The sequence below is a fragment of the Halorubrum luteum genome (assembly GCF_054652935.1).
Map to the genome: position 1 here is coordinate 1,156,237 of NZ_BAAIGT010000002.1, position 22,110 is coordinate 1,178,346.

Annotated in this window: 24 protein-coding genes; 17 read left to right on the forward strand and 7 right to left on the reverse strand. The window is 65.3% G+C overall.

Translation table 11 applies throughout. From position 1 onward, the window contains the following. Positions 1–71: 71 nt before the first annotated feature. From ACYQ0R_RS05775 to ACYQ0R_RS05785, 3 genes are all read left to right on the forward strand, one after another. Entirely contained in the window at positions 72–1,097 is a 1,026-nt protein-coding gene (locus ACYQ0R_RS05775) for a disk-shape morphogenesis protein volactin (protein ID WP_459821539.1), read from the forward strand. A 131-nt stretch (positions 1,098–1,228) separates the two neighbouring features. Further along, a complete protein-coding gene (locus tag ACYQ0R_RS05780) occupies positions 1,229–1,840 on the forward strand; it encodes a helix-turn-helix domain-containing protein (RefSeq protein ID WP_459821541.1) in 612 nt (203 codons plus the stop codon). Between the two features lie 88 nt (positions 1,841–1,928). Beyond that, on the forward strand, positions 1,929–2,327 hold the full coding sequence (locus tag ACYQ0R_RS05785) for a hypothetical protein (RefSeq protein ID WP_459821543.1): 399 nt from the start codon (positions 1,929–1,931) through the stop codon (positions 2,325–2,327). A 16-nt stretch (positions 2,328–2,343) separates the two neighbouring features. Here ACYQ0R_RS05785 and ACYQ0R_RS05790 read toward each other — a convergent pair whose 3' ends face one another. The 3 genes from ACYQ0R_RS05790 to ACYQ0R_RS05800 are packed head-to-tail and all read right to left on the reverse strand — an operon-like array spanning position 2,344 to position 4,693. Beyond that, positions 2,344–2,988, reverse strand: a complete 645-nt coding sequence (locus tag ACYQ0R_RS05790) for a helix-turn-helix domain-containing protein (RefSeq protein ID WP_459821545.1) — start codon at positions 2,986–2,988, stop codon at positions 2,344–2,346. Next, complete coding sequence (locus ACYQ0R_RS05795) at positions 2,985–4,241, reverse strand: TIGR04347 family pseudo-SAM/SPASM protein (RefSeq protein ID WP_459821547.1); 1,257 nt, start codon at positions 4,239–4,241, stop codon at positions 2,985–2,987. Before ACYQ0R_RS05795 ends, ACYQ0R_RS05790 begins: the two co-directional genes overlap by 4 nt. Continuing rightward, entirely contained in the window at positions 4,238–4,693 is a 456-nt protein-coding gene (locus ACYQ0R_RS05800) for an Htur_1727 family rSAM-partnered candidate RiPP (protein WP_459821549.1), read from the reverse strand. The genes ACYQ0R_RS05795 and ACYQ0R_RS05800 overlap by 4 nt, the downstream gene beginning before the upstream one ends. 113 nt (positions 4,694–4,806) lie before the next feature. On the opposite strand from ACYQ0R_RS05800, the gene ACYQ0R_RS05805 reads away from it, so the two are divergent. From ACYQ0R_RS05805 to ACYQ0R_RS05855, 11 genes are all read left to right on the forward strand, one after another. Continuing rightward, positions 4,807–5,871 (forward strand): radical SAM protein, encoded by a 1,065-nt coding sequence (locus ACYQ0R_RS05805; RefSeq protein ID WP_459821551.1) that lies wholly within the window; start codon positions 4,807–4,809, stop codon positions 5,869–5,871. A 314-nt stretch (positions 5,872–6,185) separates the two neighbouring features. Beyond that, a complete protein-coding gene (locus ACYQ0R_RS05810) occupies positions 6,186–7,367 on the forward strand; it encodes a LeuA family protein (RefSeq protein WP_459825685.1) in 1,182 nt (393 codons plus the stop codon). A gap of 511 nt (positions 7,368–7,878) precedes the next feature. After that, on the forward strand, positions 7,879–9,711 hold the full coding sequence (gene ilvB / locus ACYQ0R_RS05815) for a biosynthetic-type acetolactate synthase large subunit (RefSeq protein WP_459821553.1): 1,833 nt from the start codon (positions 7,879–7,881) through the stop codon (positions 9,709–9,711). Beyond that, complete coding sequence (gene ilvN / locus ACYQ0R_RS05820; protein ID WP_459821555.1) at positions 9,708–10,355, forward strand: acetolactate synthase small subunit; 648 nt, start codon at positions 9,708–9,710, stop codon at positions 10,353–10,355. The genes ilvB and ilvN overlap by 4 nt, the downstream gene beginning before the upstream one ends. 8 nt (positions 10,356–10,363) lie before the next feature. Beyond that, positions 10,364–11,419 (forward strand): ketol-acid reductoisomerase, encoded by a 1,056-nt coding sequence (gene ilvC / locus ACYQ0R_RS05825; RefSeq protein ID WP_459821557.1) that lies wholly within the window; start codon positions 10,364–10,366, stop codon positions 11,417–11,419. Continuing rightward, the gene (locus ACYQ0R_RS05830; RefSeq protein WP_459821559.1) at positions 11,419–11,733 is read left to right on the forward strand and encodes a DUF7989 family protein; all 315 of its coding nucleotides are present in this window, start codon (positions 11,419–11,421) and stop codon (positions 11,731–11,733) included. Before ilvC ends, ACYQ0R_RS05830 begins: the two co-directional genes overlap by 1 nt. Continuing rightward, positions 11,730–13,190, forward strand: coding sequence for a 3-isopropylmalate dehydratase large subunit (leuC, locus tag ACYQ0R_RS05835; protein ID WP_459821561.1), 1,461 nt, complete (start codon positions 11,730–11,732; stop codon positions 13,188–13,190). The genes ACYQ0R_RS05830 and leuC overlap by 4 nt, the downstream gene beginning before the upstream one ends. Further along, the gene (locus ACYQ0R_RS05840) at positions 13,190–13,795 is read left to right on the forward strand and encodes a 3-isopropylmalate dehydratase small subunit (RefSeq protein WP_459821563.1); all 606 of its coding nucleotides are present in this window, start codon (positions 13,190–13,192) and stop codon (positions 13,793–13,795) included. The genes leuC and ACYQ0R_RS05840 overlap by 1 nt, the downstream gene beginning before the upstream one ends. A gap of 81 nt (positions 13,796–13,876) precedes the next feature. Continuing rightward, positions 13,877–14,869: an isocitrate/isopropylmalate family dehydrogenase gene (locus ACYQ0R_RS05845; protein ID WP_459821565.1), complete on the forward strand. Its 993-nt coding sequence runs from the start codon at positions 13,877–13,879 to the stop codon at positions 14,867–14,869. 74 nt (positions 14,870–14,943) lie between these two features. Next, on the forward strand, positions 14,944–15,315 hold the full coding sequence (locus ACYQ0R_RS05850) for a DUF555 domain-containing protein (protein ID WP_459821567.1): 372 nt from the start codon (positions 14,944–14,946) through the stop codon (positions 15,313–15,315). Positions 15,316–15,409: 94 nt separating this feature from the next. Then, positions 15,410–15,949, forward strand: coding sequence for a CBS domain-containing protein (locus tag ACYQ0R_RS05855; protein WP_459821569.1), 540 nt, complete (start codon positions 15,410–15,412; stop codon positions 15,947–15,949). Between the two features lie 244 nt (positions 15,950–16,193). On the opposite strand, the gene purM is transcribed toward ACYQ0R_RS05855, so the two are convergent. The 3 genes from purM to ACYQ0R_RS05870 form a co-directional block, all read right to left on the reverse strand. Next, on the reverse strand, positions 16,194–17,177 hold the full coding sequence (gene purM / locus ACYQ0R_RS05860) for a phosphoribosylformylglycinamidine cyclo-ligase (RefSeq protein ID WP_459821571.1): 984 nt from the start codon (positions 17,175–17,177) through the stop codon (positions 16,194–16,196). A gap of 76 nt (positions 17,178–17,253) precedes the next feature. Beyond that, positions 17,254–17,922 carry a zinc metalloprotease gene (locus ACYQ0R_RS05865; RefSeq protein WP_459821573.1) on the reverse strand — a complete coding sequence of 223 codons (669 nt, stop codon included), beginning with the start codon at positions 17,920–17,922 and terminating at the stop codon, positions 17,254–17,256. Next, positions 17,919–19,670, reverse strand: a complete 1,752-nt coding sequence (locus ACYQ0R_RS05870) for a TraB/GumN family protein (RefSeq protein WP_459821575.1) — start codon at positions 19,668–19,670, stop codon at positions 17,919–17,921. The genes ACYQ0R_RS05865 and ACYQ0R_RS05870 overlap by 4 nt, the downstream gene beginning before the upstream one ends. Before the next feature lie 190 nt (positions 19,671–19,860). On the opposite strand from ACYQ0R_RS05870, the gene ACYQ0R_RS05875 reads away from it, so the two are divergent. The 3 genes from ACYQ0R_RS05875 to ACYQ0R_RS05885 all read left to right on the forward strand — a co-directional run bounded on the left by ACYQ0R_RS05875 (position 19,861) and on the right by ACYQ0R_RS05885 (position 21,592). Next, positions 19,861–20,517, forward strand: coding sequence for an ArsR/SmtB family transcription factor (locus ACYQ0R_RS05875; protein ID WP_459821577.1), 657 nt, complete (start codon positions 19,861–19,863; stop codon positions 20,515–20,517). Positions 20,518–20,591: 74 nt separating this feature from the next. Continuing rightward, complete coding sequence (locus ACYQ0R_RS05880; protein ID WP_459821579.1) at positions 20,592–21,044, forward strand: bifunctional nuclease family protein; 453 nt, start codon at positions 20,592–20,594, stop codon at positions 21,042–21,044. Positions 21,045–21,109: 65 nt separating this feature from the next. After that, positions 21,110–21,592, forward strand: a complete 483-nt coding sequence (locus tag ACYQ0R_RS05885; protein ID WP_459821581.1) for an acyl-CoA thioesterase — start codon at positions 21,110–21,112, stop codon at positions 21,590–21,592. 45 nt (positions 21,593–21,637) lie between these two features. Here the strand turns inward: ACYQ0R_RS05885 and ACYQ0R_RS05890 are convergent, their stop codons facing one another. Further along, complete coding sequence (locus tag ACYQ0R_RS05890) at positions 21,638–22,096, reverse strand: GIY-YIG nuclease family protein (protein WP_459825687.1); 459 nt, start codon at positions 22,094–22,096, stop codon at positions 21,638–21,640. Positions 22,097–22,110: the final 14 nt, after the last annotated feature.

Below are 22,110 nucleotides of genomic sequence, written 5' to 3' on the forward strand. Positions count from 1 at the left end.
GAACGAAGCGTCCCGTGCACACCGCCGGCGACGCACGAAAACTTATGCCACGCGAAGGAAAAACCTCGACTATGGCCAAAGGCCTTGACGTCGGCACGATGAACATCCTCTCTGGACGACAAGAAGGTTCGGAGACGGTGTTCGTACAGCAGCGAAACTCGTTCGTCGAGATCGAGTACAGCGATATGGCCGAGCAGATGCTTGCCCGCAGCGAGGTCCTCCATATCCGGAAGGATGACAAGGTGTACGTCGTCGGCGACGACGCGCTGAACTTTGCCAACATCTTCAACAAGGAGACGCGCCGCCCGATGCAACACGGGATCCTCTCCAGCGAGGAGGCGTCGGCGATTCCGATGATCAAGCTCATCACCGAACAGGTCGTCGGCGAGCCGGAGCGACCGAACGAGCGCCTCTTTTACTCCAGCCCGGCCGACCCGATCGACTCGGATCTAACCACGTTGTATCACGAGAAGACGCTGGAGTCGATGCTCGGTGATATGGGGTACGACCCCGAGCCGATCAACGAGGGGATGGCGGTCATCTACTCGGAGCTCGCCGACAACAACTTCACCGGGCTCGGGATCAGCTTCGGTGCGGGGATGACGAACGTCTGTCTGGCGTACTACGCGGTTCCCGTGATGAAGTTCTCCATCGCGCGCGGCGGCGACTGGATCGACGAGCAGACCGCACAGGCGACCGGGACTGCCGTCGACAAGGTGACGAGCATCAAGGAGGACGATTTCAAACTCGACTTCCGCACGGACGTCGGGGGCGTGGAAGGCGCACTCGCCATCTACTACGAGAACCTCCTCGATTACGTCATCGAGAACATCGCTCGCGAAGTCGACGAGGAGGACGTCGAGGAGGGGCTCGACGTACCCGTCGTCGTCACCGGGGGCACGTCCAGTCCGCGCGGCTTCGAGGACCTGTTCGCCGACCATCTCGAGGACGCGGAGATCCCGTTCTCGATCAGCGGCGTCAGCTCCTCCGACGAGCCGATGTACAGCGTCGCCAGCGGCGCGCTGGTCGCCGCCCGCTCCGAGGAGGGAGACGCCGACGACGGCGGATCCGGAGCCGGCGACGCCGACGAGGAGTAGTTCACCACCGTCGGAGACACGAGGCGGGGACGGCGCCGACGGTATAAACTGCAGAAGAAGTTCGTCCTCTAGAATATAAACGTGCCGTCGAGAGGGGAACTCATATAGGGTTCACCCTAGTAGGGCCAGGTATGTCTGACGCCGCGGACGGTCCAACCAATCGCCGGCTTCGTGTGGACCTCGACATCGAACCGGGACAGGAGTGGGACTGTCCGATCGTGGACGAATCGGAAAGCGTCACCGATGTCAACGTCAACGCGGTCGGGACGGAGTGTAACGTGGACTTACAGTCGGCGGACGACGACGGGCTGATCCGGGCTACGGGCGAGGTGGGCGACGACTGTCTCTGTTACGCGTTCCAGCAGTACGGCTGCGTCCCACACATCCGGCGCGTCGAGGACCGAACGATGCTCGTCACGACGTACGTCGACGACAGGGCGATCATCCGGCAGCTCATCGAGGATCTCCAGGAGATCCTCGGGCACGTGCGGCTCGTACGACTCGCGGTCGTGGAAGGACCAGACGCGACCGAACAGGTCACGTTCGATCTCTCCTCGCTCACGACGAAACAGCGGCAGGGACTCGAACTCGCCGTGGTTCGCGGCTACTTCGACGACGAGCGAGAGGTCGACCTCGGTCAGCTCGCCGACGAACTCGATATCAGCAAGTCCGCGCTCTCGCAGCGACTCAGAACCGCACAGGCGAAGCTCGTCAAGGACGTGTTCGAGGAGTCCGAGACGTGAGCGGCCTCGGCCCGATTTTCTGCAGATATATAAAGTAGTAAACTTATAAAGGCATAGCCGGATGGGGGTGGGTATCGTTACCACTAGTATGAGCAAGGCGACTCCCCACGACGACGGCTCCGACGACACCCCTGGCGACGGGAGGACGGATGACGGGATCGCGACTGGCGAGCGCAGCGACGCCGGGCGCAGTGACGCCGGGCGCAGTGACGCCGGGCGCAGTGACGCCGGGCGCAGTGACGCCGGGCGCACCGATGGTGGACCCATCGACGGCGACCCCACCGACGACGGGCGGGAATCGGCGCTACCCGACGAGTTCGACCGAACGCCTCCGGTACCGGAGCCGGTGAGCGACGAGACGACCGTCGAACTCGTTCGCGACGCGATCGGCGTCGCTCGCGGCGAACTTTCCGACGAGCAGTTCTCTCGTAAGTACGGAACCGTGAGCGAGGGGGGAGAGCCGGAGTCGACGGCCACCGACGGCTAGCTTCGATACGGGTACGCTAGCCGACCGTCGCCAGCGTCGAGTCCGGGAAAAACGATTTCACGACCGTCTCCTCTGCACGGTGGAGCGTCTCGCTCACCGTCGACTTCGCGACTCCGAGCTCCGCGGCCAGCTCGGTGAGCGAACAGCGCCGCGGCGTATCGTAGTAGCCACGTTCGATCGCCGCGAGCACCGTCTCCCGTTGTCGGTCCGTGAGCGACTCCCGACGCGGGTTCGTCTCGCCTACCCGCTCGACTCGATACGTGAGACCGAGCCCCTCCAACTGCCTGTCGAGCTTAGGGAGTCGATCGGGTGACCCCACGATCGCGACGGTCGCCTCGCCGTCGTCGATCTCGACCGGCATACGGATCGGGACGCCGGCTCGTTTCGCGGCGCGAACGAGCATCGGCGCGCTCGTCTCGAACTGAACCGTCGCCTCGCGGTCCGTGCGCGCTAACACTGCAAGTTCGGTCATCGCCGGATGGTCGGCCATCGCGTCGAGCACGTCGCCGACGTCGGGAGCAGTAACGTGTACGAGCGCGTATCCGGGGCCGTCGCCGGGTAACGCCGCCGATACCCTGAACGAAGCGTCAGCGTGGCTCCGCGAGACGTTCCCGATCCACGACCCCTCCGGGAGTTCGACGACGAGTCGAGCGTGTGTCATCCCGACGCCTTTTCCTCCTTGCGGTCCGGCGTCTCGTCGACCTCCCAGCTCCACTCGCGGTCCGCGTCCCAGTCCCGGCTACGCTCGGTGTCGGTGAGATAACACTTGGGATCGGGTGCGAACGGGTCGTCGTGAGCGGCGAGCGCTCTGAGTCGGGAGCCCCCGCGACAGATGTCCTGATACCCGCAGTCTCGACACTTCCCTTTCAGATGTTGTTCGCGGTTTCGCAGCGCCGCGAGGAGCGGATTCGACTCGTCGGACCAGATGGCACCGAACGAGCGGTCGCGGACGTTGCCGAGCGCGTACCCCTGCCAGAACTGGGTGAGGTGAACGTTCCCGACCGGGTCGACGTCCGCTATGCGCTCGCCCGCGGGGTCGCCGCCGTTCCGGAGCAGGTACTCGCGGATCAGCTCGGCGCGGTCGTCACCGAACTCGCGTCCCGCATACTCCACGAGGTAGCCGGCGTCGGCGTAGTTCCCGACCAGCAGCGTCTCGATCTCCTCTCCGGCCGCGTGGTACTCTCGGGTGAGGTCACAGAGCCGCGTGACCGCCTCGCGAGTGGCCTCTGGCGTCAGGTCGACGTCGGAGATGTCGGCTCCACGGCCGCCGTAATCGAGGTGATAAAAGCAGAATCTGTCGAGGCCGACGTCCACGAGCAGGTCCACCACCCCCTCCAGATCGACGACGTTGTGTTCCGTGATCGTGTATCGCAGCCCCGTCTTGAGCCCGACGTCGAGACAGGCCTCGATCCCGCGGACTGCGGCGTCGAACGCACCCTCCTCGCCGCGGATCCGGTCGTTTCGCTCGCGGAGTCCGTCGACGGAGATGCCGGCGTATTTGAGCCCGGCGTCCTGTAGCCTCCGAGCCCGCTCGCGGGTGAGAAGCGTTCCGTTCGTCGACAGCACCGGTCGAAGCCCGCTGTCGTCCGCGTACGAGACGAGTTCGGCGAGATCCTCGCGGACCAGTGGTTCGCCACCTGAAAAGAGGAGAACGGGGATCCCGTACTCCGCGAGGTCGTCGATGAGCGCTTTCCCCTCGGCGGTGGAGAGCTCACCCGGTGCGCCTTCGGTGTCCGCGGCGGCATAGCAGTGTTCACAACGGAGATTACAGCGCTTCGTCGTGTTCCAGACGACGACCGGCTTCCGTTGGCGCCGCTCGGTGATCTGTGATTTCGACGAGTCGTCCGCGGCGTCGTATCTGAGCCCGTCGCTCTCGGCATCCAGACCACACAGGAGTTTGCTGACGGAGATCATCGGCTTCCCCCACCGATGTCGCTCACATCGTCTTCCGGCGCGTCGCTCACATCGTCTTCCGGCGCGTCACTCCGATCCGTCTCCCCATCGATCGGTGCGCTGCCACACGCGACCGTCGGAGTCCCTTCGGTCTCCTCGTACACGCGCGGCTCGTCGACGACGGTCGATCCGCCATCTCCGTTGAGGCCGACCGACCCGTCGGAATCGGTCTCAGCGAGCGACTCCGCCGAGTATCGGTGCATCTCCGCCGATGGACAGACCCACACGTCGCGAGCGTACCACGCGAACAGTTTGCTCGCCTCCTCGTGTGCGATGTCGGGCGTCGGGGCGGCGACCGTGCCGACGTGGCGAACCGGATCGGACTCCTCATCGCGAACGAACACCTCGAATCGTCGTCCGTCTGCCGATCGCGGTCCGGTCTCTCCGCCCGTCCGCTCCGTCTTCTCGACCATACGCCGGATTCGTGTCGTCCGTCCAATCCCGTTTCGTCCGTTCCCGACCGCCGAGAGGGGTGGGGAAGATGTTCGGGAGACGGTTAAAGGAGACGTGGATCGTACACCCGTCCATGTTTGCCGATCTCGACGTGACCGAGCGTCCCCTCGTGTTGATCTGGGAGGTCACGCAGGCGTGTGGCCTCGCCTGTCGTCACTGTCGTGCGAACGCGAACCCGACCCGACACCCGGACGAGCTGTCCACCGCCGAGGGGAAGGCGCTGCTCGACGAGGCGACGGAGTTCGGCGACGGTCAACTCGTCGTGCTCTCCGGCGGGGATCCGCTGGCCCGTGAGGATCTGATCGAGTTAGTTGCTTACGGCGACGACAACGGACTCCGGATGACGATCACCCCGAGCGGCACCGCCTCGTTGACGCCGGAACGGGTCCGGGATCTGGCCGATGCTGGAATCGCGCGGATGGCGGTGAGTCTCGACGGCGCGACGAAGGAGTCACACGACGCCTTCCGCGGTGAGGAGAGCTTCGACGATACGGTCGCCGCCGCGGCGGCCGCCCGCGACGCCGGCGTCCCGATCCAGATCAATACGACGGTCTGTGCGGACACCGTCGAGGAGCTTCCCGCGATCCGCGAGCGCGTGCGGGACCTCGGTGCCGTGCTCTGGAGCGTGTTCTTCCTCGTGCGGGTCGGTCGGGGCGGGATCCTCGACCCCGTCTCCCCGGAGCGGGCGGAGTCGGTGATGGAGTGGCTCCACGACGTCGACGCCGAGGAGCGGTTCGGCGTGAAGACGACGGAAGCGCCGTTCTACCGGCGGGTCGGTCTCCAGCGAGACGACGGCGCCCAGGACGGCTCCCGGCGACGAGCGGGAGTCACCGCCGGCTGCGGGTTCGCGTTCGTGAGTCACGTCGGCGAGGTGTACCCGTCCGGCTTCCTGCCGCAGTCCGCGGGAAACGTCCGGGACCGCTCCGTCGTCGACGTGTACCGGAACTCCGAGCTGTTCCAGTCGCTCCGGGATCCGGACGCCTTCGCCGGAAAATGTGGGGCCTGCGAGTACCGACACGTCTGTGGCGGGAGTCGGTCTCGGGCGTTCGCCGAAACCGGCGACCCGACCGGGAGCGATCCGCTGTGTCCGTACGTTCCGGAGGAGTACGACGGACCGCTACCGGCTCGTGCAGACTGATCGGAACACGATCCCGTGACGTTCATTGACGATCGGTGAAAACCGCGCGCGAGACCGTCGCGGACGAAAACGAACGTCCATTCCGCATATGAACGAACTTTTGAACCGTGATCCTCGGGACTGATACATGTGTGTTTGCATTGTATAAGGGCGCGTCGACCCGGCGCTGTCATGCGATCGCCGTTCGATCGGTTCCGGTGTTGGCGCTATCTCGGGCGGGTTCGATCGACTGGCTACGCAACGTTTAAGTATCCAAGCGCACTGATGCCAGTCGATGACAGACATCACGGAGGCTTCGTCGGACACCCCGGCGGATCGAGTTCTTCCAGGGCACGATAGCTTCTAACATCGACATTGGTCCCGTACGGATCTTCGATACGACCCTACGGGACGGGGAACAGTCTCCACGGACGTCGTTCAGTTATGACGAGAAACGCCGCATAGCGGCGACGCTGGACGACATGGGAACCCACGTCATCGAGGCGGGATTCCCCGTGAACTCCGAGGCGGAGTTCGAGGCCGTGAGCGACATCGCTGCAGCGACGAACACGACCGTCTGCGGACTCGCCCGGGTAGTCGAAGGCGACATCGACGCGGCGCTCGACTCGGGCGTGGAGCTGGTCCACGTGTTCGTCTCCACGAGCGACGTCCAACTCGAGGACTCCATGCACGCCACGCGCGAGGAGGCGAAACAGCGCGCAGTCGACGCCGTCGAGCAGGTAAAAGACGCCGGCGTCGAGTGCATGTTCTCGCCGATGGACGCGACCCGCACCGATCCCGATTACCTGATCGACATCGTCGAGGCGGTCACGGAGGCCGGCACCGACTGGATCAACATCCCGGACACCTGCGGCGTCGGGATGCCGACCAGCTTCGGAAAAACGGTGAAGGCGGTCGTGGAGGCGACGGACGCGCGCGTCGACGTGCACACGCACGACGACTTCGGCATGGCTGCGGCGAACGCGGTCGTCGGCTTCGAGAACGGCGCGGAGCAGGCGCAGGTGTCGGTCAACGGGATCGGCGAGCGCGCCGGTAACGCCGCCTACGAGGAGGTAGTGATGGCGGTCGAATCGGTGTACGGCGTGGACACCGGAATCGACACGACTCAGATCACGGAGCTGGCCCGCATCGTCGAGGACGCCTCGGACATCCCGGTGCCGGCGAACAAACCCGTCACGGGACGGAACGCGTTTGCCCACGAGTCGGGGATCCATGCGGCGGGCGTGATCGAGAACGCGGATACGTTCGAGCCCGGCGTGATGACCCCGGAGATGGTCGGCGCGGAACGCGAGTTCGTGTTGGGTAAACACACCGGAACCCACAGCGTACGGAAACACCTCGTGGAGGCCGGATTCGACCCGACCGAAAGCCAGGTTCGCGAGATCACGAAGCGCGTCAAGGAGTACGGCGCTGGCAAACGGCAGGTGACGGCGGGCGACGTGGAGCGGTTCGCCCGGGAAGCGGGCGTCGACCGCGAGGAGGAGGTCAGGATCTGATGTCCCCCTCGGGAAACGCCACCGACGATCAGCGACTGCATTCGGACTCGATCCGGGCCCTGGCTGACGGATCGTCGACGATCAGCGGGATCGGATCGACGATACGTCGGCATCGGTGCGTTTCCCGACAGGAATTTATAGGTGGCACTCGTTCCACCGAACGAGATGCGACGGCGACTCACGATCGAGACGACCGGCAGCGACCCCGTAGCCGCCGCGATCATTGTAGGGGTATAATCCCCTACACTACCCCTTCCTCACCGACACGACGTATCGACGAACGCCAGCGAACGGTTCGCCACGCGATGACTCCCGGACGACCGTACCACGGCGTGACCCGTGGACTGATGTACCACGGTGTGATCCGTGGACTGACGCGTCGGGCCGCGAACGCGAGACGGACGCACCGACGGTGGTCGAGCGACGCACCGTTCGTGGCGCCGGCGTTCGGACCGAACTACTCACGTGCAGAAACGATGCACGCAACCACACCACACACGCCACCACGACAATGAGCGACACAGCAGCACGGAACCGAGAGGACGACCCCGAGGGAACCGAGGAGCACGGCGGTACCGAATCGACATCCGGCGTCGAACCGACCACGGGAGCCGAGACGGCTGCCGACGAGTCGGCCGAAGAGACGACGTCGACCGGAGCGGAATCGGTCGTGACGGCGCTCGAGGCCGCGGGCGCGGAGAACGCCTTCGGCGTTCAGGGCGGCGCGATCATGCCCGTGTACGACGCGCTGTACGACTCGTCGGTCCGCCACATCACCATGGCTCACGAGCAGGGTGCCGCCCACGCTGCGGACGCGTACGGCATCGTCTCCGGCGAACCCGGCCTCTGTTTGGCGACGTCGGGACCCGGAGCGACGAACCTCGTCACCGGGATCGCGGACGCGGACATGGACTCGGACTCGATGCTCGCGTTGACCGGACAGGTGCCGACGGAGTTCGTCGGCAACGACGCGTTTCAGGAGACGGATACGATCGGCGTTACCCGCCCGATAACCAAGCACAACTACTTCGCAAGCGACGCCGACACCGTCGGTGACGTCGTCGGCGAGGCGTTCGAGCTGTCGCGTGCCGGTCGCCCGGGACCGACCCTCGTCGACCTTCCGAAGGACGTCACCCAGACCGAGACCGACAACGCACCCGGCCCCGCCTCGCCGCCGCCCGGAACCGATCCGGATCCGAGCGCCGACGCCGACGACGTGGCGGAGGCCGCACGCGCGATCGAGAACGCGGAGCGTCCGCTCTGTCTCTTCGGCGGCGGCGTGATCAAAGCCGAGGCGAGCAAGGCGGCCCGGACGTTCGCCCGCACGTTCGAGATTCCGGTAACGACGACGATGCCCGGGATCGGGTCGTTCCCCGAGGACGATGAGTTGAGCCTCTCGTGGGCGGGGATGCACGGCACCGGCTACGCGAACATGGCGATCACACACACCGATTGTCTGATCGCCGTCGGGACGCGGTTCGACGACCGTCTCACCGGTGGGATCGACACGTTCGCACCGGAGGCGGAGGTGGTGCACGTCGACATCGACCCGGCGGAGATATCGAAGAACGTGTACGCGGACTATCCGCTGATCGGCGACGCGAAACGCGTGCTTGACCAGCTGACCGCGGCGGTCAGGGAGGCACCCGACGCCGACGAGTGGCGCGAGCAGTGCAAGGAGTGGAAGGAGACGTACCCCATGCAGTACGCGACGCCGGACGACGAGCCGCTGAAGCCGCAGTTCGTCGTTGAGGCGTTCGACGAGGCGACCAACGACGACACGATCGTGACGACCGGCGTCGGGCAACACCAGATGTGGGCCTCGCAGTACTGGACGTACACCGAGCCGCGGACGTGGGTTTCCTCGCACGGACTCGGCACGATGGGATACGGCGTTCCAGCCGCCATCGGCGCGCGCGTCGCCGCGGACTCGATGGGCGAGCACGACCGCGACGTGATCTGCTTCGACGGCGACGGCTCCTTCCTGATGACGATGCAGGAGCTGTCGGTTGCGGTGCGTGAAGAGATGAACATCACGTTCGCCGTGCTCAACAACGAGTACATCGGCATGGTTCGTCAGTGGCAGGACGCGTTCTACGAGGGGCGTCATATGGCGTCCGACTACGCGTGGATGCCCGAGTTCGACAAGCTCGCCGAGGCGTTCGGTGCGCTTGGCATCCGCGTCGACGATTACGACGACGTCGCGCCCGCGATCGAGGAGGCGCTTGCGTACGACGGTCCGACCGTCATCGACTTCCACGTCGATCCGGAGGAGAACGTGCTTCCGATGGTGCCCAGTGGCGGTGCAAACGGACTGTTCGCGATGACGGAGGACCAGCTATGAGCAGCGACGCCGACCCGACCCCGCCGGCTCCGGAGGAACGACCGCATCCGGAGGGTCGACGGAACACGGAGGGGATCCGTATCGATCCGGTAGTCGAGGCGGAACACGACTCTCGACGGGCGGTTATCTCCGCGCTCGTCGAGGACGAACCCGGCGTGCTCGCCCGCGTCTCCGGGCTCGTCTCCCGACGACAGTTCAACATCGAGAGCCTGACCGTCGGTCCGACGACCGTCGAGGGACACTCGCGGATCACGATGGTCGTCGAGGAGACGGATCCGGGTATCGACCAGATCGAAAAACAGATGGCGAAGCTGAAGCCGGTCATCTCCGTCGGCGAAGTCTCCGGTGATGCGGTGACTTCGGAGCTCGTGCTGCTGAAGGTTCGCGGCGACGAGCCGGCCGAAGTGCAGGCGCTCACCGAGATGTACGACGGTCGGACGGTCGACGCGGGGCCCGACACGGTGACCGTCGAACTCACCGGCGACAAACAACGGATCGACAACGCGATCGGCGCGTTCGAGCAGTTCGGCATCATCGAGATAGCGCGAACGGGTCCGACCGCGCTCGCACGCGGAAACACGCCTACTGCACCAGGAGAGAAACCCGGAACGGCCGGCGAACCGACGACACCTAACGGACACTAACGACAACAATGACTGAAGACGACACACGGACGTTCGATTCGACGGTATACTACGACGACGACGCGGAAAGCGAGGCGATCGCCCGGAAAACCGTGGCCGTACTCGGGTACGGCTCGCAGGGGCACGCACACGCACAGAACCTCTCGGACAGCGGTGTCGACGTCGTCGTCGGGCTGCGTGAAAGCAGCTCTTCGTGGGATGCGGCCGAAAGCGACGGGCTCCGGGTGGCGACGCCGGACGAGGCGGCCGCACAGGCCGACATCGTGAGCGTGCTCGTCCCCGACACGGTCCAGCCGGACGTGTACGAGTCGGCGATCGAGCCGAACCTCGACCCCGGCGACACGCTCCAGTTCGCACACGGGTTCAACATCCACTACAACCAGATCCAGCCCCCCGAGGACGTCGACGTGACGATGGTCGCCCCAAAATCCCCGGGCCATCTCGTTCGACGGAACTACGAGAACGACGAGGGGACGCCGGGACTGCTCGCGGTGTATCAGGACGCGACCGGCGACGCCCACGACGAGGGGCTTGCGTACGCGGCTGCGATCGGCTGTACACGCGCCGGCGTCGTCGAGACGACGTTCCGCGAGGAAACTGAAACCGACCTGTTCGGCGAGCAGGCCGTGCTCTGTGGCGGGGTCACAGCGCTGGTGAAACAGGGGTACGAGACGCTCGTCGACGCCGGGTACTCGCCGGAGATGGCGTACTTCGAGTGTCTCAACGAGCTGAAACTCATCGTCGATCTGATGTACGAGGACGGGCTTGGCGGCATGTGGGACTCCGTCTCCGACACCGCCGAGTACGGCGGGCTCACGCAGGGTGACGTCGTCGTCGACGAGCACGCTCGCGAGAACATGGAGGAAGTCCTCGAGAAGGTCCAGAACGGACAGTTCGCTCGAGAGTGGATCGCGGAGAACCAGGCCGGGCGTCCCTCCTACACCCAGCTGCGTCACGCGGAGAAGAACCACGAGATCGAGGCCGTCGGCGAGGAGCTTCGCGGGCTGTTCTCGTGGCAGGAGAGCGAGGAAGACGAGGAGGAGACGGCGGAGGTGCAGGCCTGATGGCCGGTTCAGAGGAGGCGACCGAGATGCGGGCGGAAGAAGCTGATCGACCATCGATGGCCGATATCTCCCACGCGAATCCGTACACGGGCACGACGCTCGGCGGCGTGTTCCGCCGCGGTCCGGCCGTCGCCGACGGCGGCGCGGTGACTGACGAAACCGATGGGAGTGACGACGACGCGGCTGGCAGCGATCGCACGACGATGGCGGACGTCGACCACACGTCCCGCGCGTCCGGCGTCAACGACGTGTGGACCCGTGGAGTCGCTCGCGGCTCGATCAGTGGATGCGACGTAGGCGGTGACCGACGATGAGCGAAGGGACGCTGTACGATAAGGTGTGGGAACGCCACAAGGTCACCGAGCTTCCGAACGGGCAGGACCAGCTGTTCATCGGACTCCATCTCGTTCACGAGGTGACGAGTCCGCAGGCGTTTGGAATGCTCGAAGAGCGCGACCTCGACGTCGCGTACCCCGATCGGACGTTCGCGACGACCGACCACATCGCTCCGACGGAGGCCGAAAAGCGAGAGCGTCCCTTGGCGGACGACCAAGCGGAGGAGATGCTCTCGGCGCTGGAACGGAACACGAGCGAGAGCGGGGTCACCTTCTTCGGCTTCGACTCCGGGAAACAGGGGATCACGCACGTGGTTGGCCCCGAGCTCGGACTCTCCCAGCCCGGCATGACCGTCGCCTGCGGTGACAGCCACACGGCGACCCACGGTGCGTTCGGCTCCATCGGTATCGGGATCGGAACGAGCCAGATCCGTGACGTGCTGGCGACGGGCTGTATCGCGGCCGACAAACAGAGCGTCCGCCGAATCAACGTCGAGGGCGAGCTCGGCGAGGGCGTCTACGCGAAAGACGTTATCATGAAGATAATCCAAGAGCTCGGCGTCGACGGCGGCGTCGGGCACGTGTACGAGTACGGCGGGCCCGCGATCGAGTCGCTCGATATGGAGGGACGGCTCGCGGTGTGCAACATGTCGATCGAGGGTGGCGCGCGTGCCGGATACATCAACCCGGACGAGACCACTTACGAGTACCTTGACGGACGCGAGTACGTTCCTGACGGCGAGGCGTTCGAGGAGCTGAAGCAGTACTGGGAATCGGTCGCCTCCGACGCGGACGCGGAGTACGACGATATCGTCACGATCGACGCCGACGGGATCGACCCGCTCGTTACGTGGGGGATCAACCCCGGACAGGTGATCGAGATCTCCGAGACCGTTCCGGCGCCGGACGAGTTCGAGGCACGGACGGATCGAGAGGCAGCCGAACAAGCGCTGGATCATATGGATCTCGAATCGGGTCAGTCGATGCTCGGATACGACGTCGATGTGGCGTTCCTCGGTACCTGCACCAACGGTCGCGTCTCCGACTTCGCGGAGGCGGCGGCGGTGCTCGAGGGCAACACCGTCGACGATGGCGTCCGTGCGCTGGCGGTTCCCGGTTCCGAGACGGTTCGCCAGGAGTGTGAGGAGCTCGGCATCGACAAGACGTTCATCGACGCCGGATTCCAGTGGCGGCGAGCCGGCTGTTCGATGTGTCTCGCGATGAACGACGACGCGCTGGAGGGTGACGAGGTGTGTGCGTCCTCCTCGAACCGAAACTTCATCGGACGGCAGGGGTCGAAGGCTGGCCGAACGGTGCTTATGAACCCCGCGATGGTGGCCGCGGCGGCTGTGGAAGGGCAGGTCGCTGACGCTCGCGAGTATCTGGACTCGGATCCATCGGAGACTGCGGGCGGAGTCGAGGAGGTGGCGGACTGATGAGCGACGACCAACACATCACCGAGGTGTCCGGTACCGGCGTACCGATCCCGGGCGACGACATCGACACCGACCAGATCCTGCCGGCGAAGTTCATGAAGGAGGTCACGTTCGACAACATGGCCGACTACCTGTTTTACGACGCCCGGCGGGACGACGACGGCGAGTTCAACGACCATCCGCTCAACCGGTTCGAGGGTGCGTCGATCGCCGTCGTCAACTCCAACTTCGGCTGTGGCTCCTCGCGTGAGCACGCGCCGCAGGCGATGATGCGCTGGGGGATCGACGGCGTCGTCGGCGAGTCGTACGCCGAAATCTTCCGCGACAACTGCAAGTCGCTCGGCATCCCGGCGGTGACGACTGACCACGAGACCGTGGTCGAACTGCAGGAGTGGATCGAGGCGAACCCCGACGCGGAGATCGATATCGACGTCGAGAACGAAACCGTCACGTACGATGGAACGACGATCGATGTCGACATCGACGACGCGATGCAGGAGGCGCTCGTTGACGGGATATGGGATACGACCGCGCTGATGTACTCGAACATGAGCAAGGTCGAAGCGACCGTCGCGGAGCTTCCGTACGCCGAAAGCGACGACTGATCCGACGCGCGTTCCCTCAGCCATCGACGTGTCATCGCCGACATCGACACCCTCTTTTCGTTGACTCGCGCACTTCGTTTCATGAGTGAGCATATCACCGTTATCGAAGGCGACGGGATCGGTGCGGAGGTCGTCCCGGCCGCCGTCGAGGTGCTCGAGGCACTGGATCTGGGGTTCGAGTTCGTCGAGGCCGACGCGGGCGACGCGGTCGAGGAGGCGACGGGCGAGGCGCTACCGGCCGAGACGTACGAACTCGCCGCCAGCACCGATGCGACGCTGTTCGGTGCGGCGGGCGAGACGGCCGCGGACGTAATTCTGCCACTGCGGGACGCGGTCGGCTCGTTCGTCAACATCCGTCCGGCGCGGGCGTATCCCGGCGTCGACGCAGTCCGCCCGGAGACGGACGTCGTGTTTCTCCGGGAGAACACCGAGGGCGTCTACTCGGGCCACGAGAGCCGACTCTCCGAGGACCTCTCGACGTTGACGCGCGTCGTCACGTCGTCGGCGTCCCGTGAACTCGCGGAGTTCGCCTGTGAGTTCGTCGAGGACGGACGAGGTCCGGAGGGAACCGACGGATTCACCGTCGCACATAAGGCGAACGTGATGCGCGAGACGGACGGCCGATTCCGCGAGGACGTGCTCGCGGTCGCGGAGGAACGCGGCGTCGACGCCGACGAGGAGCTGATGGACGCGTTCGCGACGAAGCTCCCGCTGAACCCGACGCAGTACGACGTCGTCGTCTGCGGGAACCTCGCTGGTGACGTGCTCTCGGACCTCGCGGCCGGACTGGTTGGCGGGCTCGGGCTCCTGCCGTCCGCGAACGTCGGTCACGACAACGCGCTGTTCGAGCCGGTTCACGGAACCGCACCGGATATCGCCGGCGAGGGCGTTGCAAACCCCACGGCGGCGATCCTCTCTGCGGCGATGCTCGTCGAGTACCTCGGGTACGTCGACGACGGTCAGCGGATCCGGGACGCCGTCGAGAACGTCCTGCGCGATGGTCCGCGCACGGGTGACCTCGGCGGGTCCGCGACGACCGGGGAGGTAACCGACGCGGTCATCGACCGGCTGTAGGTCGAGCCACCGCCAAGGCCTCCGCACCGCGTCGAACCACAAGACACGAAACCCTGCGGTCCGTCCCTCGGGGTATGAGCAACTACTTGGTCGCGATGGAAGCCGCCTGGTTGGTTCGTGACGTCGAGGAGACCGACGACGCCATCGGCGTCGCGGTCAGCGAAGCCGGAAAGCGACTCAACGAGACGGATAAGCAGTACGTCGAGGTCGAACCCGGCGTCACCGGCTGTCCTGCCTGCGGCGAGCCGTTCGACGCCGCGTTTCTCGCCGCGAACACGGCGCTCGTCGGACTCCTCCTGGAGATCGAGATCTTCAACGCCGACAGCGAGGAACACGCCGAACGGATCGCGAAAAGCGAGGTCGGCGGCGCGCTCCGTGACGTGCCGCTCGAAGTGATCGAGATCGTCGAAACGGACGCGGACGAGAACGGCGACGAAGCCGAGTAGGTCGTCGCGAGCACGGCGCCGTCCGGTCAGCCGGCTCCCGGGCGAAACCGGCCGCCGCCGAAAGCTTTTCTAATTACCTATAGTTATTAGGCGTATGGAGCTCCCGACGCCACAGGACCTACGCGAGCGACGGACAAGCCTCGATCTGACACAGAGCGCCCTCGCGGACGCCGCCGGCGTTTCACAGCCGCTTATCGCCCGGATCGAGGGTGGTGACGTCGACCCGCGGCTCTCGACTCTCCGACGGATCGTCAACGCCTTGGACGAGGCTGAAGGCGAAGTCGTTCGGGCCCGTGATCTGATGCATGAGACCGTGATCAGCGTCGCGCCGGACGACGCAGTCGCCGCCGCCGTCGACCTGATGGAGGAGGAGGCGTACTCGCAGCTTCCGGTGCTCCAGAACGGCGTGCCGGTCGGGTCGATAAGTCAAGGTGACGTTATTCACGCCGGCGAGAACGTCGGCGAGCTTCCCGTGACGGAGGTGATGAGTGAGTCGTTCCCCACGGTCGCGCCGGACGCGACCGTCGACGAGATCCGTAACCTGCTCGACCACTACAAAGCCGTGATGGTGACCGACGACGGCGAAACCGTCGGTATCATCACGGAGGCCGACATCGCAGCGTACCTCTCGTAGGACGTTTTCGGGCCGAACCCACGGCGTCGGCTCCGGTGGCTCCCTCGTCAAGAACCGTCTACCTTGCCACGGCTTATATACGATACCGACCCAGACGACTTGTGGTCTGAGAGTCGACCGCGACGGTCGAGGCGGGTGTGCGGCGCGCCGTCGCGGAGTCGAGTGACGCCGCCTGTTCGCCACGCAACCCGGCACGTCTGGTCCGGCAACACTGCCAGTGTCGGTGATACCCCAGACCCCGGACTTACAGCTCCAACCCGCGGATAGCGACGCTGCTCCCCGCCTCGACACGGCCGATCACTCGTCCGTCGGTCGCCTCCGCCAACGCCTCGGCTCCGGCCGGATCGATGGCCGCGACGAATCCGGTCCCCATGTTGAACGTCCGGTGCATCTCCTCGTCGGAGACGTTCCCCTCCGATTGGACGAACTCGAACGTCGGGTGTACGTCGAACGGCTCCTCGACGACGTACCGATGGTCACCGAGTCGCTCGAGGTTCGTCCAGCCACCGCCCGTGATGTGGGCTGCACCGCGAACGCCGTGGTCCCGCATAGGGTCCAACAGATCGGCGTAGATCCGGGTCGGTTCCAACAACGCCTCGCCGATCGTTTCGTATCCCTTGAACGGACACGCATCCGTGTACGCGTGGTTCCGGGTCGTTGCCTCGCGAGCGAGCGTCAGACCGTTCGAGTGGATCCCCGACGATCGCCACCCGACGAGCGCGTCTCCGGGCCGCGCTCGCCCGTCAAACACCGCGTCCTTCGCGGCCAGTCCCGCGCAGGTTCCGGCCAGATCGAGTCCCTTCACGACCTCCGGCATCACGGCGGTCTCCCCGCCGACGAGTTCCATGTTCGCGAGCTCAGCCCCACGCGCGAGCCCCTCGCCGACCTGTTCGGCGAACCGCTCGTCCGGTTCGTCAACAGCGAGGTAGTCGACAAATGCGACCGGACGCACCCCGGCAGCGACGAGGTCGTTTACGTTCATCGCGATGCAGTCGATCCCCACGGTCGAGTAGTCGCCGAGCGCCTCGGCCACCAGTAGCTTCGTGCCGACCCCATCGGTCGCCAGCGCGAGATATCGGTCGCCGATATCCAACAACCCGGCGTAGTCACCCTCGCTGTCTCCGACCGCTCCGATCAACGCGGCGGTCGCCGCCTCGCTCGCGTCGATATCGACGCCGGCGTCGGCGTACGTGAGTTCCTCGCCGTCGCTTCCGTCCTCGTCGCTCATACTGTAGCGGGGTGTCTCACGGAGCAAAAACACACCGTTGTCCCGACGAGTGGATTCGGATGCGTCCCGCTCCGGATCAGAACGGTCCGCCGAACCCGAGGCCGAACATGAACACGAGCACGAACGCGAGCAACACTGACGGGATGAACGTCAGCGTCCACACGGATTTGCTCCATCCGATCACGGTCTTGCCGTCGAGTGGACCGTAGGGGATAAGATTGAACGCAGCAAGGAAGACGTTGATCGCTATCCCCCGCTCGCCGACTAACGCGAGCAGCTCGCTCCCGAGCGCGACGCCGACGACGAGCACCGGGACGAACGCGACCATCAAAAGCAGGTTCACGACGGGACCGGCGAGCGCGATGTGCCCGTGTTCGCGTTCGGAGAGTCGACCGCGGTGATGGACCGCTCCGGGAGCGGCAAAGATGAACCCGAGGAGGGCGCTCATCACCGCGAGAAACAACATACCGTTGTCGGCGCGGAACTCGGCGACCTGTTCGTAGCGGACCGCGACGACCTTATGTGCAACCTCATGCAGTAGAAACGCGATCCCGGCCGTAAGCAGGCTGACGAGGAGCGGCAGTACGACCCCGGCCGCGAGCAACCGATCGAATCCGGCGGTCCCGCCGACGAAAAACAGCATGAACGCAACTCCGAGCGCGAGCCATGCGACGAGCAAGTCCCGGAGTTCGGTACCGCTGAAATAGAGACCGCCGATCCGGCGACCGCGCACGTTCACACTCATGGGATCGTAACCATCAGAAAGCCGTAGATCAGCTCCGCGCCGGTTCGTGCGCCGTCGACCATGAGCCGGCCAACCTCATCGACGCTGCCGACTTCAGCGCCAAACATCGCCGGGAGGACGTACACCGCAAAGAGGAAACTGGCAATGATGCTTCCCACGTTCGTCATCGCCACGACCATGATAAGCTTGAACAGTGGGACGTCGAGCATCGCGCGCACGAGCTCCGAGGGCGGCCGCGTCTCGTCGGAGAGCAGCTCGTTGAGCGTTCCGATGTCGGCGACGTTCACCGTGAGATTCCGGAGTTCGACGTATCCGGCGAACCAGCCGGGCGCGAGCATCGGGTTGATCGACGTCATCCACGCCACCGCGCCGCCGACGCCGGCCGAGGCCCAGCGCGCTCCGGCGAGCTTCGCGAACGAGAACGCGAACACGGCGTTGATGAGGAACCACGCGCCGAACAGTCGAAGCAGGAATCCGTCCTCGACGCCGCCAAGCGCCAACAAGACGAAAAACGTCACGAACGCGACGGCGACGAGGTAGCCGATCGCTTTCCCCCACGGGAGTCGGCGACCGCTCTCCTGCCCGGTCAGACTCTTGACGGGTGGTAGCGTTTCGGGGTTCGCGAGGTATCGTTCGATCCCCGCACGATGGCCTGCCCCGACGACGGCGACGACATCGTGTCCCGCGTTTCGCAACGCAACGAGTCGATGCGCGATGAACGCGTCGCGTTCGTCGATGAGTGCCTCGGCACCGCCGGGTGAGAACTGTCGGAACTCCTCCATCATCATCGTCACGACGTCAGTATCAGTGAGGTCCTCCATGTCGAGCTCCTCGATCCCGCCGTACTCCGGCTCGGTGCGACCGCCGAGCGCGCCGATCAGCCCGGCCGCAACGACCCCGATGAGTAGCCCGAATCCGATCCCGATCCCGAGACTTCCGATCGCCCGGACGGTGAACCCACCGAGATACGTCGTCACGAGATCGGTCCCAACGCCGAACGCGCCGACGATCGCGCCCGCACCGAGTCCGAGTCCGGCGGCGGCGTACAGCCGCAAATCCGGTGATAATCCGGCTTTTCCGACCTGATCGACCACGAGGGCGACGAGGAGCGCCGCCAGCACACCGGCGGTAACGCTCGTCAACACTGTATCGGTCACTCCGAGGCTGTCGCCGAACAGCCCGATCACGGGTCCGGCGACGATGCCGACGATCAGCCCGGCCATGACCCCGGCGACGCGGGAGTCCGTCACGCCGAACGCGAGCCCGCCGACCATGCGGAGCTTCTCAAGGACGGTCATCCGCGCCCAGAACCGCTGGATCGTCGTCTGGATGTCCCGATCGACGAGGGCAACATCGATCCCGAGCTCGTCGGCGACATCGATGGCGGCCTGCATATCCGCACCCGGCTCGATGTCGAACCGCTCGCCGAGCTGTGTCTGGACGTACGAGAGCATCCAGTATGCCAGAAACTGGAACACGGTGTTTCCCTTCAGCAGATCACCCGCGTCGAGCTCCTCCGGAGTCTCTCCCTGCATCTGCCGATATCGCCCCTCGTCGAGTTCGACGGCGACGACGTCCGGACGCTCTCGGTCGATCGTCTCTTCGACTTCCTCGACGGAGCGTTCCGAGATGTGAGCGGTCCCGACGACCGTTACCGTCCCGGGCTCTCGGCGCGGTGGCTCGTCGGGAGGATCGTTCGCGGAGACCGATGGCGGCACGTCGCCGGGGCCACCGGGCGTTTCACTCATTGACGATCCGTACTCCCTGGTCGCGTTTAGGGTTTGTGAGTTTACCGTCGGACCGGTACATCGTCGCGTGAGTGGGTCGCCCGGGTGGCTCACGAATGGGCGAGACAGCCGTCCGCAGCTCGGGTGGTGGCACGTTTTGGAGGAGCACTGACCCAACAAGTTTGTATCCGTGGCTGTTCGACTGCCGGATATGTCCCGGCTGCTTCCCTCCCTGCCGGATCCGACGCCCGACGACCGCGATCCGCGCGTCGTCGGCGTCAACGACGAGGAGGCCGGCGAGGTTCTCTCCGTACTTGGCTCGGAGACCGCACGGGAGATCCTATCGACGTTGTATGAGGAGCCGGCCACGACCTCGGAGGTCGCGGACGAACTCGACACGTCGCTGCAGAATGCACAGTATCATCTCGGTCGCCTTTCGGAGGCGGATCTCGTCGATGTCGTCGGTACGGCGTATTCGGAGAAGGGTCGGGAGATGAACGTGTACGCACCCGCCGACGAGCCGGTCGTTCTGTTCGCCGGAGCCCCGGCCGACTCCGGCGGGCTCAAGGCGGCGCTCAAGCGACTCCTCGGCGGATACGGCATCCTTGGTCTGTCGGCTCTGGTCGTCCAGCGGCTTCTCTCAGTGTCTCCGTCCCCCGATGACGCCGTCGCGCCAGCCGTGACCGACGACGAGGTGGCCGAGGAGCCGGTCACGGACACCGACGACGCGGTCGACCGGGTCGACCTCGCCGCCGAGTACGCGCTCTCCGTGCTCGAGCCCGGCGTGGTGTTCTTCCTCGGTGCGGCGCTCGTGTTCACCGCCGCATGGCTCTACTGGCATCGAGGCTGGGTGCACGCGATCCGGTAGCGGTCGACGCGCACCGACCTAGATTCGGATCGCGGCGGGGACAGCTATTCATGCCGGCACACCGATGATCCGATATGGAACACGAAGCCGAGGTCGTCGGAGTCGGTGCCGGCTCCGCGCCCGGCGGCGACGTCCCGGCGGTCGTCCTCTCAGTGCGTGACGAGTACGTTCCCATCTTCGTCAGCGGCGACCAAGCCCGCTCTATCGGGATGGTGTTGGAGGGGAAACCGTTCGAGCGGCCGCTCACACACGATCTCCTCGTCGAGATCCTCACCGAGTTCGGTGGCGCGATCGACCGCGTCCGGATCGACGACCTCACAGACGGAACGTTCTACGCCAAGATCGACGCGGAGCGATACGAGGACGGGGAGCCCGAGCGGTTCGTGTTCGACGCTCGCCCGTCCGACGCGCTTGCGTTGGCCGTCCGAACTGAATGCCCGATCGTCGTTACCGACGAGGTAATCGACGAGGCGGGCCGACCGCCGGACTCCATCCAGTTCGGGGAGGGCGGCGAGGGGAACACGTGACTGATATCCGACGGCGAGTCGGCGCCCATCTGTAGCTTCAAGGGAGCCCGGGTACGAGTCGACGCATGAGCGATACAGTTTCCCTCACGGAGTCGTACACCGAGATGACCGAGATCCTGCTCCCGAACGACACGAACAATCTCGGTCGTGCCCTCGGGGGTGCGGTGTTACACTGGATGGACATCTGCGGCGCGATCGCGGGGATGCGCTTCTCGAGCCGACAGGTCGTCACCGCGTCGATGGACCACGTCGATTTCATCTCCCCGATCGAGATGGGAGAGGTCGTCGTGGTCGAGGGATACGTGTTCAACACGGGACGAACGAGTCTCGACGTCAACGTCGACGTGCGAGCCGAGAATCCGAAAACCGGCGAGGAGCGCCGAACGACGACGTCATATTTCACGTTCGTCGCGCTCGATGACGACGGACGACCGACCGACGTGCCGGATCTCGTCTGTCCCACCGAGCGTGAAACGGAACTTCGTGAAACCGCCCTCGAGGGCCGTCGCGAGCAGTTGCGGAACGTTATCGATCGATACGAACGTTAAGCCAGACGACCGGACCGGTCGCGACGGTCGAACTCCCTGGGTTTGCTATCGAAACTCGGCGTCCGCGACGACGGCGTCGTGAACGGCTTCAACCCGTCCCGAGAGCGACGCGACCTCGTCTGCACGAGCGAGATGGGTGCGGCAATCGCAGTCGGAGGCACCGAACCCCTCGACGGGCCCGTCCGGCAGTCGCTCCGCAACGCCACACTCGATGTCAACACCCTCGCTCCGAACAACCCCGACGATCCGCGTGTCGGGGACACCGAGCAGATAGTCCACGTGCCAGTGTCGGACGTCGTGTTCACCGCGGGCGATCCGACGGTGTCGATCCACTCTCGAGAATCCGCCCGTGCCGAGCGCGCTCCCGGTGTAAACGTATCCACCCGCCGGGAAGCTCCGTTCACCGAGCGCGCCAACGGCGATGGGTGTCTCCGTGGGGAGGTCGACGATCAGCGAGTACGTTCCGCCGACCACACCGTCATCGCTGGCGTTGCTCCGTTCGATTCCGCGTCCGGTGG

Bases quoted from the DNA above. Each gene is read 5' to 3' on its own strand.
- ACYQ0R_RS05790 (WP_459821545.1), bottom strand. From the start codon at position 2,988: ATGACACACGCTCGACTCGTCGTCGAACTCCCGGAGGGGTCGTGGATC.
- ACYQ0R_RS05870 (WP_459821575.1), bottom strand. From the start codon at position 19,670: ATGAGTGAAACGCCCGGTGGCCCCGGCGACGTGCCGCCATCGGTCTCC.
- ACYQ0R_RS05800 (WP_459821549.1), bottom strand. From the start codon at position 4,693: ATGGTCGAGAAGACGGAGCGGACGGGCGGAGAGACCGGACCGCGATCG.
- ilvC (WP_459821557.1), top strand. From the start codon at position 10,364: ATGACTGAAGACGACACACGGACGTTCGATTCGACGGTATACTACGAC.
- ACYQ0R_RS05785 (WP_459821543.1), top strand. From the start codon at position 1,929: ATGAGCAAGGCGACTCCCCACGACGACGGCTCCGACGACACCCCTGGC.
- ACYQ0R_RS05805 (WP_459821551.1), top strand. From the start codon at position 4,807: ATGTTTGCCGATCTCGACGTGACCGAGCGTCCCCTCGTGTTGATCTGG.
- ACYQ0R_RS05880 (WP_459821579.1), top strand. From the start codon at position 20,592: ATGGAACACGAAGCCGAGGTCGTCGGAGTCGGTGCCGGCTCCGCGCCC.
- ACYQ0R_RS05855 (WP_459821569.1), top strand. From the start codon at position 15,410: ATGGAGCTCCCGACGCCACAGGACCTACGCGAGCGACGGACAAGCCTC.
- ACYQ0R_RS05865 (WP_459821573.1), bottom strand. From the start codon at position 17,922: ATGAGTGTGAACGTGCGCGGTCGCCGGATCGGCGGTCTCTATTTCAGC.
- ACYQ0R_RS05795 (WP_459821547.1), bottom strand. From the start codon at position 4,241: ATGATCTCCGTCAGCAAACTCCTGTGTGGTCTGGATGCCGAGAGCGAC.
- ACYQ0R_RS05830 (WP_459821559.1), top strand. From the start codon at position 11,419: ATGGCCGGTTCAGAGGAGGCGACCGAGATGCGGGCGGAAGAAGCTGAT.
- ilvN (WP_459821555.1), top strand. From the start codon at position 9,708: ATGAGCAGCGACGCCGACCCGACCCCGCCGGCTCCGGAGGAACGACCG.
- ACYQ0R_RS05840 (WP_459821563.1), top strand. From the start codon at position 13,190: ATGAGCGACGACCAACACATCACCGAGGTGTCCGGTACCGGCGTACCG.
- ACYQ0R_RS05885 (WP_459821581.1), top strand. From the start codon at position 21,110: ATGAGCGATACAGTTTCCCTCACGGAGTCGTACACCGAGATGACCGAG.
- ACYQ0R_RS05845 (WP_459821565.1), top strand. From the start codon at position 13,877: ATGAGTGAGCATATCACCGTTATCGAAGGCGACGGGATCGGTGCGGAG.
- ACYQ0R_RS05875 (WP_459821577.1), top strand. From the start codon at position 19,861: ATGTCCCGGCTGCTTCCCTCCCTGCCGGATCCGACGCCCGACGACCGC.
- leuC (WP_459821561.1), top strand. From the start codon at position 11,730: ATGAGCGAAGGGACGCTGTACGATAAGGTGTGGGAACGCCACAAGGTC.
- ACYQ0R_RS05850 (WP_459821567.1), top strand. From the start codon at position 14,944: ATGAGCAACTACTTGGTCGCGATGGAAGCCGCCTGGTTGGTTCGTGAC.
- purM (WP_459821571.1), bottom strand. From the start codon at position 17,177: ATGAGCGACGAGGACGGAAGCGACGGCGAGGAACTCACGTACGCCGAC.
- ACYQ0R_RS05775 (WP_459821539.1), top strand. From the start codon at position 72: ATGGCCAAAGGCCTTGACGTCGGCACGATGAACATCCTCTCTGGACGA.
- ilvB (WP_459821553.1), top strand. From the start codon at position 7,879: ATGAGCGACACAGCAGCACGGAACCGAGAGGACGACCCCGAGGGAACC.
- ACYQ0R_RS05780 (WP_459821541.1), top strand. From the start codon at position 1,229: ATGTCTGACGCCGCGGACGGTCCAACCAATCGCCGGCTTCGTGTGGAC.